The sequence below is a fragment of the Bradyrhizobium sp. CCBAU 51627 genome (assembly GCF_028128765.1).
GTDB lineage: Bacteria > Pseudomonadota > Alphaproteobacteria > Rhizobiales > Xanthobacteraceae > Bradyrhizobium.
The window spans coordinates 1,553,685-1,567,697 of sequence record NZ_LBJG01000024.1 but is presented as its reverse complement, the minus strand read 5'-3'; the positions used below and the strand labels follow the sequence as shown (position 1 = coordinate 1,567,697).

At 63.7% G+C, this 14,013-nt stretch carries 6 protein-coding genes and 1 pseudogene; 2 read left to right on the top strand and 5 right to left on the bottom strand.

Annotated elements, in window-relative coordinates:
• Positions 1-216 precede the first annotated feature (216 nt).
• Positions 217-613: pseudogene (arsC, locus tag XH88_RS22120) on the top strand (arsenate reductase (glutaredoxin)).
• Between the two features lie 146 nt (positions 614-759).
• Here arsC and XH88_RS22115 read toward each other — a convergent pair.
• Both XH88_RS22115 and XH88_RS22110 read right to left on the bottom strand, forming a co-directional pair.
• Positions 760-1,884, bottom strand: a complete 1,125-nt coding sequence (locus tag XH88_RS22115; protein WP_271670354.1) for an NmrA family NAD(P)-binding protein — start codon at positions 1,882-1,884, stop codon at positions 760-762.
• Positions 1,885-2,328: 444 nt separating this feature from the next.
• On the bottom strand, positions 2,329-7,137 hold the full coding sequence (locus XH88_RS22110; protein ID WP_271670353.1) for an autotransporter outer membrane beta-barrel domain-containing protein: 4,809 nt from the start codon (positions 7,135-7,137) through the stop codon (positions 2,329-2,331).
• Positions 7,138-7,541: 404 nt separating this feature from the next.
• Here XH88_RS22110 and XH88_RS22105 point away from each other — a divergent pair, with 404 nt between their 5' ends.
• Positions 7,542-8,561 (top strand): AraC family transcriptional regulator, encoded by a 1,020-nt coding sequence (locus XH88_RS22105; protein WP_271670352.1) that lies wholly within the window; start codon positions 7,542-7,544, stop codon positions 8,559-8,561.
• A gap of 47 nt (positions 8,562-8,608) precedes the next feature.
• On the opposite strand, the gene XH88_RS22100 is transcribed toward XH88_RS22105, so the two are convergent.
• The 3 genes from XH88_RS22100 to XH88_RS22090 all read right to left on the bottom strand — a co-directional run bounded on the left by XH88_RS22100 (position 8,609) and on the right by XH88_RS22090 (position 13,929).
• Positions 8,609-9,220, bottom strand: a complete 612-nt coding sequence (locus tag XH88_RS22100; protein ID WP_271670351.1) for a class I SAM-dependent methyltransferase — start codon at positions 9,218-9,220, stop codon at positions 8,609-8,611.
• Positions 9,221-9,322: 102 nt separating this feature from the next.
• Complete coding sequence (locus tag XH88_RS22095; RefSeq protein ID WP_271670350.1) at positions 9,323-12,514, bottom strand: efflux RND transporter permease subunit; 3,192 nt, start codon at positions 12,512-12,514, stop codon at positions 9,323-9,325.
• Positions 12,511-13,929, bottom strand: coding sequence for an efflux RND transporter periplasmic adaptor subunit (locus tag XH88_RS22090; RefSeq protein ID WP_271670349.1), 1,419 nt, complete (start codon positions 13,927-13,929; stop codon positions 12,511-12,513). The genes XH88_RS22095 and XH88_RS22090 overlap by 4 nt, the downstream gene beginning before the upstream one ends.
• Positions 13,930-14,013 lie beyond the last annotated feature (84 nt).

The following is a 14,013-nucleotide window of genomic DNA, read 5'->3' as shown; positions in this document are numbered from 1 at the left end:
CGCCGTTCTCATCGACGACTTCTCGCCTCAGGAATGCCAAAACTACTTCCGCCACGACGGATACGCTTCAGCTTAAGTGACGGATGCTCTAGCTCCTCGATCGGATGTACCCATTTGTAAGGTGTGATGCTCCGCGATGCGGTCGGCCTGACCATGTGGACGGGCGGACTTTCCGGGCACATTCGCTCGCCTTTGACACGCCGGGTGAAACCAGCCATGAGCGTCACGATCTACCACAACCCCGACTGCGGTACCTCGCGCAACACGTTTGCGATGACCAGCAAAGCTGGTGTCGCGCCCGTCGTCATCAAGTATCTCAAGACGCCGCCGTCGCGCGAAACGCTCAAGCAACTGATTGCGGCGATGGGAATATCAGTCCGCGCGTTGCTGCGTGAGAAGGGGACACCTTCAAGGATCTCGGGCTCGACGATCCCAAATGATCCGATGACGAGTTGACCAGGTGCTCGCGCATCCCATCCTGATCAACGGTCCGATCGTCGTGACGGCAAAGGGCACGCGCTTGTGCCGGCCTTCCGAAGCCGTCGTCGATCTGCTGGAGAACTCCGTCAGCCGGTTCGTAAAGGAAGATCGCGAGGTGGTCGAGGAGCGTTAGCCCTGCTCGAGCTCTAACGCTCCTCGGTCGGATGCACCCATTTGTACGGCGTGATGCTCTGCGTTGCGGTCACCACAACAAGGTCGGCTATTCCGAACAGCGACCAAAGATAGATTGTGATGACACGTATTGAGGGACTTGGGGTGTCATGAGTACGTCTCCATCGTTGACGCATTGATCAGGCGGGGAGGCGTCCGCAGCGCAGCGGACTTGTCGATGCCGACGGTGGCGTGCTCGCGCCGCCAGACCTCCGAGTCGGTCGTGAACTGGGGTACCGACGGAAATGGACGCCGCAATTCGCGGTCGTAGCGGTCCAGATCGAACCCGGGGCTGAGCGGGGCGAGCATGAACTGCGCAAACTCGCGGAGCCAATTGGCGAGAGTCCGCTGATTGCCGGGCCGCACCGCGTAACGACGAGCGATCGTCTCGAAGTCCTCAGCGGGGCGACCGGTCACATCGAGCACGTCCGTGGTTGGGGCTCCCAGCTCGAAGGCGCCACGCTTGTGATCGTCGATATAGTAGCGAACGCCACTGAACAGCTCGATCGGGTAGCCGCTCATCCGTGCAGCCTTCATAAACAGCCAGGGCGGGGTTGGCACGACCTTGATTGATCGCCCAACAGCTCGGCCGATGGCCTTGGCCATGTCCTCCATGCCAAGAAGCTGCGGTCCTGTCGGGCGATAGCTTTTTCCGGCGTGCCGCTCGGGATCCATCAGCGCCGCGACGGCGACTCGCGCGATGTCCTCGTTGGAAGGCGGCGCGTTGCGGCTACTGCCGAACATCCAGGGGAAGATTCCGAGATTGGCGGACAAGCCAATCGTCACCAGGTAGTCATCAGCGAAAAAGCCCGGCCTTACGATCGTATGCGTAACTCCGGGCGTCATCGAAAATAACTGATCCACCAACCAGAGCTGACGTGTCATGAGCGAAGGATGTGAGGGGCTCGCCGTCCACTGCGTCAGACCGACAATGTGCTCGAGCCGTGCATCCTTGGCAGCGGCCGCAAAAGCGACCGCGCCTTGAATCATGTACGGATCGTACGGCGGACAATAGTAGGCGCGCTGGACGTCCTTCAGCGCATCGGCGACGCGCTCGGCATCCATCAAGTCGGCGACCGCGATCTCGGCTCCCTGAGCTTTCAGCAGCGCGCTGCGACTGTCTTCTCGGTGCACCAGGGCACGGACGGGATAGTTGGCCTTCAGCAGCTCCGCAACAACTACGCTCCCCGTCTTTCCAGTCGCGCCCGTCACGATAACCCTTGGCTTGATCATGTTCGTCTCCTTTTCAGGATCTGAACTATGTCCGCTTCCAGGGAGCGACTATCCGCGACATTGTCTACAGGGCATGAAGCAGAACTTCACAATCTGGCACGGGCTCATGCAAAAGCTCGCGGGCTCGCGGCTGCGGCGCGTCTAAGGTGCGCCGAAGTCGGAAGGCCGAATCATGAGGTGTCGCCTCCTTGGAGCCGAAGCGGGAATTCCGGGCAGCGCGTAGGGTTGATCCCTTGAGACTGGGCAAGAATTGTATTGTGCCTAAAGCCTAAAGCGCGATGCGATTAGGATGAATCGTCATCGCGCTTCAGGTTATTGTTTGAGCATGATCTTTTCGGAAAACCGCTTCGCACTTTTCCGGATCATGCTTTAGCGCGGGGGCCGCTTCCTGCAAAATGAGATTTTGGCGAAGACGGATGCCCTGCACGCCGTTTGTGAGCCGGCTCACCACTGGTATCGCACCACGCCCTTGCCGGCGTAGGAGTTGGTGACGTTCGAGAACTCGCCCTCGAGGGTCGCCACCGCCGACCAGCCGTTCCTCCATTTCATTTCGATCGAGGCGGTTGTCAGCGCTAAGTCGGCTGCTTGGGCCGCGCCGTTGACGACGAAGCTCGAAACCGGCAACGACTGGAACGTCGCGGCGATGTTACGCTCGGTGCTGAAATCATGTGCCCAGGCTAAGCGGCCGCGGAGCGTCAGTACGCCAGTCGGTATCAGGAAGGATTTGTCCGTGCGGTAGCCGATTTCGCTGCGCACATCGACGACATCCTTGGCGCCATAACTCAGGGCGAAGTTGCTCGCGCCTGAAATTGCCCGTTCCGCATAGGCCGGTAGACCCAAGATCACCGACTGCGCCGCCGCGTAAGGCGTGATGCCAATGGCGATGGGCGTGGGTGACACAAAACGATAGCCGCCTTCGAACCTTCCCGACCACGCGTTGGCATTGAATTCGGCGTGCAACTGATCGCGGCCGGTCACGGTTCGGTCGGTCGTCACGTCCTGCCAGCCATAGGCGAGCGCAGTCGAAACATAGGCCGGCCCCCGCATGTGACGCACATACGCGCCGAATTGAAAAAGATCGGATCTTCCCGAGCCGCCATTCGCGACCGAGAAGCTGGTGCCGCCGCCGCCCAATGCAAATCCCGCGACCGTGTTCGGCGAGATCAGATAGTCGGCGCCGACGGCGGTCGCACCGATATTGCTGTTGGTGTTGTTCGAGCCGACCACCACATTGCCCAATGTCGATTGTGAACCGCCGAAGCCCGCCGCCCATACGTTCCAGCGTTGCTCGAAGTTTTGTACCGGCGGCGCTTTGGTGAACATCGCAAACGCATCGATCTTGCTGGCGCGCGCATAACCGAGCGCTTCGTCGGCATACCCGCGCGTATGTTGCGACGTACTCATTCCAGCGGAGCGCTCCATGAACGGATCGGTCATCACGCCCATGAACAAGCCCATAGCGTTGAAGGTGATCTGCTGCGAACCGGTCGCCGTCTCTCCGGAAGCCTGCGTCAGCCCTGAAGCTGTCAGATCGGCGAACGCCATCGGCACGCTGCCCGTCGCGTCGAAGAAACTCGAAATCGCGTGGGCGACGGCCTGCTGGTTGCCGCTCAAGCCGCCGGCCCCTGCAAAGGTGAGCGACAGATTGAGAAAGACATGCGTGGCGTCGTAACTCAGGGACCCGGAAAAATAGTCCGCATTAGTATTGACGACGTTCGGATCGAACGCGCCGTTGATGCTGCCCGCCGTCAGGATGGTGTATCGCTTCATCAGGGATCCGCCGGGTGCAAATTGCGCGTTCACCGTTGCGCCGCCCAGCGTTGCCACGCCGAACACCGTGGTACTGGCTGCAGCAGACGGAGTGACTTGCACGGCATAGAGCGCGCCGGATTGAAAGGCGAGATTGCCGGTGATTGTCAGCGTGCCGGTCGGATTGGCGGTATTGCCTGGCCTAAGCACGCCGGCGGACATGATCGTGGTCGTCGCCGGATCGACGATGCCGGTGCCGCTCAATGTACCGCCCGAATTGACTGTGACGATCGATGAATTGGCGATAGAGCCATTCACCACCAGCGTTCCGCCGCTGATCGTGGTGGCGCCGCTATAGCCGTTGACACCTACGATGGTCGTCGTGCCGGCACTCGCGAGCACGCTCGCGCTGCCGCCGATGCCGTTGATGGTACCGCCGGTTGAGCTGATCACTCCGCTGAGATTGCCGTTTTGAATGGTGCCGCCGGCCAACGACAGCACATTGATAGTTTGCACGAATCCGCCGAGATCGAGGGTGCCACCGCTCCTGATGGTCGTCGCACTCGTTGCACTGAATGCGCCGGCGTTACCGGCGAGCAATGTGCCGCTGTCGATCATTGTTGCGCCAGCAAACGTATTGACGCCGGTCAATGTCCAAACACTGGCCCCGGTCTTCTGGAAGGTCGCAAAGTTCTGATACTGCGTGCCAAGGAGAGAGGCATTAAAGCTCGAATTGCCGCTGCCGCCGAGCGCAAGGGTGTCGGTGCCGCCGCTGACTGCGACGACATTTCCGCTGATGATCGAGCCGGCGAGCAGCGTCAGCGAGTTCACGCCGCCGCTAAAGGTGATGGCGTTGGCTTGCGTTAAGCCGTCGCCGCCGAGCCCGCCGGTAATCGTGCCGGCGTCAACAATGGCAAGATTGAGGCCCGCTATGCCAACGCCGCCGGCGCCGGGCGCCTGGGAAAGTGCACTGCCGGCGCCGGCCGCGCCGCCGGCGCCGCCGCTAACCCCGCCACCGCTGTTGATCGTGACGGTGCCGCCGCCCATGGAAAGCCCGGTGCCGCCGGCGCCGCCGGCGCCACCAACGTCGCCGGCGGTGGTAGGCGGCAGGGTTCCGGTCGCGTCGCCACCGACGCCACCATTGCCACCCCTCACAAGTGCGCCGAGCGTGAGAGTCCCGCTCGCCAGCGAAATTCCGATACCGCCGTCGCCACCCACGCCGCCGGCCAAGAGGACAGCGCTTCCGCCATTGCCACCATTGCCGCCGGACACACCGCCTCCGAGAGCGACCGTGCTGCCGGCGGTCACGGTAAGCGCGGCACCGCCAGCGCCACCGGCGCCCCCCAAGCTGGAGCCCGATATGCCCGCAGCGCCGTTGCCACCGGCACCGCCGTTGATCGAACCGGAATCGGTGAAGACGAGACCGTTGGCGTTCAGCGCGGCGCCCACACCACCGGCACCACCTGCGCCGCCGACCACCGCGCTCGCGCCGCTGCTCGGGGTGGTTGCGGCAGCGCCGTTGCCGCCTGCGCCGCCGTTGATCGAGCCGGTGGCGGTAAAGGCGAAATTGCTGCCGCTCAGTGCGAGGCCCATGCCGCCCGCGCCGCCAGCGCCGCCAACGGTGCCGATCGACGAGTTCGTTCCGCTGCTCAGAATGTTTCCGGCACCCCCGTTGCCGCCGGCGCCACCGTTGATCGAGCCGGTGTCGCTAAAGACGAAATCGCGGCCGCTCAGCGCGAGCCCCACGCCGCCGGCGCCGCCCGCGCCGCCAATTGCTGCTGCACTACTACTGCTGACGGTCGCGGCGCCGCCGCTTCCACCGCTCCCACCGGTGATCGGACCAGAGCCTGCGATCGAAAGACCATTGCCATCGAGAACGGCACCAGTGCCGCCGGCACCGCCAGCACCGCCCGTAGCACCCTCCAGCTGAACGGTAGCACCAGTGCTGATCGCATCGCTACCACTGCCGCCCGCGCCGCCGATGATCGAACTGCCCGCCCCAAAAGTCAGGAGACTTCCTGTCAGCATCAGCCCGGCACCGCCTGCGCCTCCGATTGCACCGAATGCCATGCCATTTGTGCTGGCCGTGCCGCTATTGCCGCCCTCGCCGCCGGCCACGCTTCCGGCAAGCGTGACCGCGTTGCCGCTGGCGACCGAGAGCGCTACCCCGCCCGCGCCATTGGTGCCGCCTAAGAAGTTGCCCTGGTCGACGAAGCCCGGTGTGACCCCACCTGCGCCTCCGGTAATCGACCCTGAATTGGTGAATTGCAGACCACTTCCTGTCAATGCAGCCCCGACTCCCCCGGCACCGCTGGTCAGAAGCCCGGCACCGCCGATGCCTCCGGTGAGCCCCGCCATATTGACGATCGTGCTGCTACCGCTTGCGCGCAGACCCGCGCCTCCAGTGCCGCCGGCAGAGAGAATATTTCTGGCCGCGCCGCCGGCGCCGCCGGAAATCTGGCCTGAATTCGAGAAACTGACGCTGCCGTTCAGGTTCGCTCCGGCGCCACCGGTGCCGCCGATAGGCGCGCCGGTCGTGCCGTTCGGATCGCTGGCGCCGGAGCCGCCGCTGCCGCCGACAAGCGTGCCCTGGTTGCTGACCGTATTGCCCCCCACCGCATGGATCGCGTCGCCGCCGTTACCGCCCAGTTCTCCAAAACTATTTCCGCCGTTGCCGCCGCTAACGCGCCCGGCAGGATTGTTGTGAAAAGTGGTCCCCGTCGTCAGATAGACGCCATGGCCGCCGTCGCCACCGTTGCCGGCGATATTGGCGACGTTAGCGAAGCTTCCGCCGTTAGTGATGCCACCAGAATCGCCGCCATTGCCGCCACTTATAGTGCCGAAATTCCCGTAGGTGAGACCGCTCCCGTTGACGACAGCCCCATATCCGCCTTCTCCGCCGCCACCGCCAAAGCCGACAAACCCGCCGCTCACGATCAATACGGCTGTTCCCCCAGCGCCGCCGTTGCCGCCGGTGACCGTCCCGAGGTTGGTGCCTGACGTCGTCAGGACGGCGCCGTGAGCGCCGCCGCCGCCGCCCCCGACAAAGGGGAGATTTAGGGGCCCGTTGGTCAGAATCTCGTCGGAACCGTTTGCGCCATTGGCGCCCGGTGCGGCTCCGCCGGCACCGCCGAGGCCGGTAGTGCCTTCATTGCCACCACCCGCACCGCCCGTGGTGCCGGAACCGCCGCCGGCGCCGAGCGCTCCTGACTGCGCCGCGCCTCCGGCGCCGCCGGGACCAGTTGGATTGCCGGCACCGCCAGCGGCTCCGATAATGGAACCACCGCTATCCGCAAAAGCGCCGCTCGCCCAGACCGCGCTCAACAGCGCTGCCGCAAACAGCAGTGCTGCTTGCGAAGCCGTTGATTTAGGCTGGCCGGTGGGTAGCAACCCCATGCTCATGGAAACCGGCAGCAACGCCTGCCGCACGAGCGACACTCGACCGAGAATGATGCTGCCAAAAATGCCAAGGCTGCCTGCCGGGATCGATCCCGCGTTGTTCACGGTCCCTTGATCGAAATCGAGACCAGATCCGGGCCCGAAGATCGAGGTCCCGCTCTGGATTCTGTACGTGCTTCGCGTGTCAGTTGGATTGCACGATCTGACGACGCCATTGCCGTCGGGGTTCAAATCGCTGCGGCCCATCGGTGCCCCACCCTGCAATGATTCCACCACGCCTTGCTCCCCAATGGGAGTTGGTTGCCTCTAGCAGGCCGTCCTTGTTCCCATTGTGCCCAGTGTCTCATCCGCGAACTTCGCGGTGATTGTTGCGGTCTGAGCACATGGCCATGCGGGGAAGGGCCCTTACGTCGGGCTCGATCTGCTCTTCGAATCGTGTCCGCGACAGTTGCGCAGATCGCGGCGTTCGGTGGTAAATACATCCCCCGGTTGAATTGGGAGCGCGAGAAATGTCGTCGACATTGCGAGGGCGCGGCGCCGATGTTTTGCAGGAGTTGCGCGCGCGCACGATGGGTGTTTCTGAAATCGTCCCGCTCACCTCGGACGGCGACTTCGAGATTTCTGCGCGATCGATCTGGTTGCCGATTGAGTCCGGCGGGGTATTGCTGACGGACTCCGCCGTGACCGGCGTGCGGTACGAACGCACGGCCGCGCACGTCGCCAGCGGAGCGCTCGACGTCTACCAGATCGCGGAATGTGTTGAGGGCGAGATGGAAGTCAGCACCGGCCGTCACGAATGGATCGTGCGTTCTGGCGACCTCTTCCTCATCGACATGGCGCAACCAAGCCGGACGATTCTGGTCGAAAGTGCCAATCGCCGTTGCGCGATGCACGTGCTGGTGCTGCCCCGGTCGGTTCTGGCGCCGCGTCTTGCACATCCGGATTCCGCGACCGGGCCATTGTACCGAAGTAACCGTGATGCGGCGTCTCCCTTGGCGCGGCTATATTCAAAGCTCTGGCGACGGGTCCATAACGACGAGGGTAGTGCTGCAGGATTGATTGACCATCTAGCCGATCTCGTCGCCAAGGCGGTCGGAAGTGCCGAAGATACTCAAGGCAATGTCGCACGGGCGGACCGGCAGCTCTTCCTGGCGATGGCCAAGCGATATATCGAGACGCATCTCGAGGCTGAACCGCTGACTGCCGAGACTCTTTGCGACCGTCTCGGCATCTCGCGGGCAAGCCTCTATCGCATGTTTCAGCGCGACGGCGGCCTCGCGGGTTACGTGCAGGATCGGCGACTAAACTACGCAATGAGACGATTGATTGGGCCGGAAGGGCAGAAGATCCGGCTGCTCGACCTGGCGATTAATCTTCGCTTCAGCAGCGATTCAACATTCACGCGCGCGTTTCGCCGTAAATTCGGCCTGACCCCCAGCGAGGTGCGGGAAAAATCGCGAGCATGGCTACGCCATGACAACAGCTCAATGCCACTTACTGGCGCGATGCACAGATTCATGAGGCGCTGAGGCCGCCCAGGGAGCGGCCTTTTTCATTGTGGCGGACGTGACAGGCATCAACGAGGGCTCGCTTGGCCCTCGTACATGAAGGTCATCGGCTTCAGCCCATTCATGTAACCGGTGCGCATCTCGTCGATGCGAAAGCCGTTCCGGATCAGGATGTCCGCAATATCCCGATTGAGGTGGCAACCGCCCGAGATGCGCATCCAGGCGGGCGTCAGGCGATCCTGCCACCAGCGCACGCGCGGTTCGGGCGCGCGGCCATGCTCGACGAAGATCAGCTTTCCTCCCGCCGTCAGCACACGCCGCGCCTCCGTCATCGCGCGATCGACGTCCAGAATGCTGCACATGGTCCAGGTGGTCAGGACCGTGTCGATGCTGCGGTCCTCAATCGGCATCGCCTCGGCTGAAGCTTCGACAAGTTCAACTTGAGTTTCCGGATGTGGAGCATGTCGCGCCATCTCGAGAAGCTTTGCACCGGGCTCGAGCCCGACGACCTGCTTCACCGTCGCCCCGTAGAACGGCAGATTGCGCCCGGATCCGATGCCGATCTCGAGGACACGGCCCTGGGCCGCACGCGTCGCGCGTTGCCGGTACGGCGCAAGCTCCTGGTTGCGCATCGCAAGATCGCAAAGTCGTGGAAGAATGACATCGTTGTAGAAGCCCATGCGCGCATCTCCAGGCACCGCCGCTCAAGGATCTTGCTGGCGATCCGTGCGGTGATCGATCCCGTCAACCCAATCTCCCAATATCACTGATCATGGCTCACCTCATTCGGCGTGCTCGCTGACTCGCAATCTTGTGACCGTCGGTTTCCTCCTTACGGGCAATTGTGGCTTGCTCTTGCCCTCGGGAGGCAAGCGGAAGCCTTTCACCAGCCCGAAGATCGCCGGGATCACGATCAGCGTCAGCAGCGTCGAGGAGATCATGCCGCCGATCATCGGCACGGCGATGCGCTGCATGATCTCCGAGCCCGTCCCGCTGCTCCACATGATCGGCAGCAGACCGGCCATGATGGCGACCACGGTCATCATCTTGGGCCGCACGCGTTCGACCGCGCCCACCATGATGGCCTCGTGCAGATCCTGGCGTGTCAGCGGCCTTGCCTCGGCGCTACGCCGGGCTTTCGCCTCGTCCAGCGCGTGCTCGAGATAGATCAGCATCACGACGCCGGTCTCGGCGGCGACACCGGCGAGTGCGATGAAGCCGACGGCGACGGCAACGGACAGGTTGAAGCCGAGCCACCACATCATCCAGATGCCGCCGACCAGCGCGAACGGCAGCGACAGCATCACGATCAGGGTCTCGGTTATCGCGCGGAAATTCAGATACAGCAGCATGAAGATGATCGTGAGCGTCACCGGCACGACGATCTTCAAACGGGCGGCGGCGCGCTGAAGATATTCGTACTGACCGCTCCAGACGACGTAGGTGCCGGCCGGAAACTGGATGCTCTCCGTCACCGCGCGCTGCGCGTCGGCGACATAGCTGCCGAGGTCGCGATCCCTGATGTCGACGTAGATATAGGTCGCAAGCTGGCCATTCTCGGTGCGGATCGAGGTCGGCCCGCGGGCCGGCTCGACCCTTGCCACTTCGCCGAGCGGCACGGCGCCCCCCGCTGGCATCGGCACCAGGATATCGCTGGCGATCGCCTTGGGATTGTCGCGCAAGTCGCGCGGATAGCGCATGTTCACCGTGAAGCGCTGCCGGCCCTCCACGGTCGTCGTCACCGTCTGGCCGCCGAGTGCGGCCGCGATGGTGTCATGAACGTCCTGGATCAGGATGCCGTAGCGGGCGAGCGCCTCGCGATCCGGCACGATCTCGAGATAATAGCCGCCGATGCCGCGCTCGGCATAGGCCGACGAGGTGCCGGGGACGGTTTTGAGGACGCGCTCGACCTGCCTGGCGAGGCGATCGATCTCGACGAGATCGGTGCCCATGACCTTGACGCCGACGGGCGTGCGGATTCCGGTGGAGAGCATGTCGATGCGCGCCTTGATCGGCATGGTCCAGGCGTTGGAGACGCCGGGAAACTGCAGCGCCTTGTCCATCTCGGCAATCAGGCCGTCGACGGTGAGGCCGGGGCGCCATTGCTCCTTCGGCTTCAAATTGACGATCGTCTCGAACATCTCGGTCGGCGCCGGGTCGGTCGCCGTGGCAGCCCGGCCCGCCTTGCCATAGACGGAAGCGACTTCCGGAAACGACTTGATGATGCGGTCCTGCATCTGCATCAGCTCGGCGGCCTTGGTCACGGAGATGCCGGGCAGCGTCGTCGGCATGTAGAGCAATGTTCCCTCGTTCAGCGCCGGCATGAATTCGGTGCCGAGCTGGCGAGCCGGCCAGATCGTCACGGCAAGCGCGGCGATGGCGACGAGAATCACCAGCGTCTTGGCACGCAGCACGCCCTTGATCACGGGGCGATAAATCCAGATCAGGAAGCGATTGATGATGTTGCTGCTCTCCGGGACGATCCGGCCGCGGACGAAGATCACCATCAGCGCCGGCACCAGGGTGACGGACAGCAGGGCCGCGGCGGCCATCGAAAAAGTCTTCGTGAACGCCAGCGGGCTGAACAGCCGTCCCTCCTGCGATTCCAGCGTGAAGATCGGCATGAACGAGACGGTGATGATCAGCAGGCTGAAGAACAGCGCTGGTCCAACTTCGGAGGCGGCATCGACCAGGATCTGCACCCGCGACTGATCGGGCCTCGCCCGTTCGAGATGCTTGTGGGCGTTTTCAATCATGACGATGGCGGCGTCGACCATCGCGCCGATGGCGATGGCGATGCCGCCAAGGCTCATGATGTTGGAGCCGAGCCCGAGCAGCTTCATGGCGCCGAACGCCATCAGCACCCCGACCGGCAGCATCAGGATCGCGACCAGCGCGCTGCGGACGTGCAGCAGGAACACGATGCAGACAAAGGCGACGACGATGCTTTCCTCGAACAGCGTATGCTGGAGCGTGTCGATCGCGGCGTAGATCAGGTTGGAGCGGTCGTAGACCGGAACGATCTCGACCGATTTCGGCAGGCCGCTCGCGATCTCCTTGAAGCGCTTCTTGACGTTCTCGATGACGTCGAGGGCATTGACGCCGAAGCGTTGCAGCACGATGCCGCTGGCGACCTCGCCCTCGCCGTTCAGCTCGGCGATGCCTCGCCGCTCGTCCGGACCAAGCTCGACGCTGGCGACATCGCGCAGCAGCACCGGCGTGCCGCCAGAGGTTTTCAGGACGATGTTGCCGAGATCGTTGATGCTCTTGAGGTAGCCCCTGCCGCGGATGACGTATTCGAACTCGGAGAGCTCGACGGTGCGGCCGCCGACATCGGCATTGCTGGCGCGGATCGCCTCACGTATTTTTTGCATGCTGATGCCGCGGTCGCGCATCCGCTGCGGGTCGAGCACGACGTTGTACTGCTTGACGAAGCCGCCGATGCTGGCGACCTCGGCAACACCTTCGGCCTTGGCCAGCGCGAATTTCAGGTTCCAGTCCTGGATCGTGCGGGTGTCCGCAAGATTCAATTCCCTGGACATGACGGCATATTGGTAGACCCAGCCGACACCGGTCGCGTCGGGCCCGATGGTCGGGGTGACGCCGGCCGGAAGGCGCGATGCCGCGCCGTTGAGAAATTCCAGCACGCGCGAGCGCGCCCAATAGATGTCGGTGCCGTCCTCGAAGATGACGTAGACGAACGACACGCCGAAGAAGGAGAAGCCGCGCACGACCTTCGATTTCGGCACGGTCAACATTGCTGTCGTCAAGGGATAGGTGACCTGGTCCTCGATCACCTGCGGCGCCTGGCCGGGATATTCGGTGTAGACGATGACCTGCGTGTCCGAGAGGTCCGGGATCGCGTCGAGCGGAAGGTGGCTCAGGGCGTAGAGGCCGGCCGCCGCGGCGAAGCCGGTGCCGAACAGCACCAGCAGCAGGTTGCGCGCCGACCAGGCGATGATGCGGGCGATCATTTGTGCTCTCCCATTGCGGCGGCATCGGGTGCCGGCGCGGCTTCAGCAAAGCCCTTGAGCGCCGCCTTCAGATTGCTTTCCGCATCGATCAGGAAGTTGGCGGACGTGACCACCGCCTCGCCTTCCGCAAGACCGTCGCGCACCTCGATGTAGCCGCGGCCGCGGCGGCCAAGCTTGACCTCCCGCGGCTCGAAACGTCCCTCCCCCTTGTCGACGAGGACGGCCTGCCGGCTGCCGGTGTCGAGCACCGAACTGTCGGGCACCGCCAGGACGGGCGCAGCGCCGGCCGTGTCGATGTCGGCATCGACATACATGTCGGGCAACAGCGCCGCGTCGGGATTGGCGAGCTCGATCCTGATACGAACGGTTCGGGTATCGCGGTTCACCTGCGGATAGACCACGGCGATCTTGCCGGTAAAGCTCCGGCCGGCAAAACTGCGCGCGCGCACCGCCACGGATTGTCCGACCGCGATGTTGCCGAGATCCCGCTCGGCCACGTCGACCAGTGCCCAGACCACCGAAATGTCGGCGATGCGAAACAGCACATCGCCGGGATTGGCCCGCATGCCTTCGATCGCGTTGCGCTCCAGGACGATCCCGTCGCGCGGCGCCGACCAGCCGATGGTGACGGGCGCAACGCGCGTCTTCTCCATCTCCGCGATGACGGGCTCGGGTACGTCGAGATTGACCAGACGCTGGCGCGAGCCGCGGCCGTACATCTCGACGCCGCCAACCACCTTGGAGGTGATCGTCGCCAGATATTCCGCCGCCGCGGACGTGACCGCTGAACTATAGATTTCCATCAGCGGCTGGCCGGCCTTCACGCGCGTGCCGGTGGTGACGTCAGCGACCTTCTGGACAAAGCTCTCGGCGCGCATCGCGATGACGGAGACGCGGCGCTCATCCAGCTGGATCGTGCCCGGAGCTTTCACCGAAACGCGAATCGCACGGCGTTCGACGGGCTCGGATTTCACACCGGTGCGCTGGATCTTGCCCGGCGAAAGCTTCACCGTGCCGTCGTCGGCGTCGTCGCCTTCATAGACGGGGATGTAGTCCATCCCCATCGAATCCTTCTTCGGCATGGGCGAGGTGTCGGGCAGCCCCATGGGATTGCGGTAGTACAGGATTTTTCGCTGTGCCCCCGCCTGCGGCCGGGGCTTCGTCTCCGCCGGCAAGGCGTGACCATCGTCGTAGACCGGCAGGTAGTCCCGCCCGCGGTCGTCCTTCTTCGGACCTGCTGACCAGAATGGCGCGCCGCTGGGATCACGGTAATAGAGCGGCGGCCGGTCCGCCGCCGATGCAGCCGAACTGAACCCGGTGCCGGCAAGCCAGCTTGCACCGTTTAAAGACCAATAGAGGCTCCCGACCAGGCCACCGCCCAGCGCAAGAGCCGTCAGGAGACGCAGCATCTTCATGGCGTGTATCCGCGCGCGCGGGAGCACGCGTCCGTGTGATTGAAAAGGGAAAATGTCGGGCGCCGCCAGACAGCGCCCGAACGC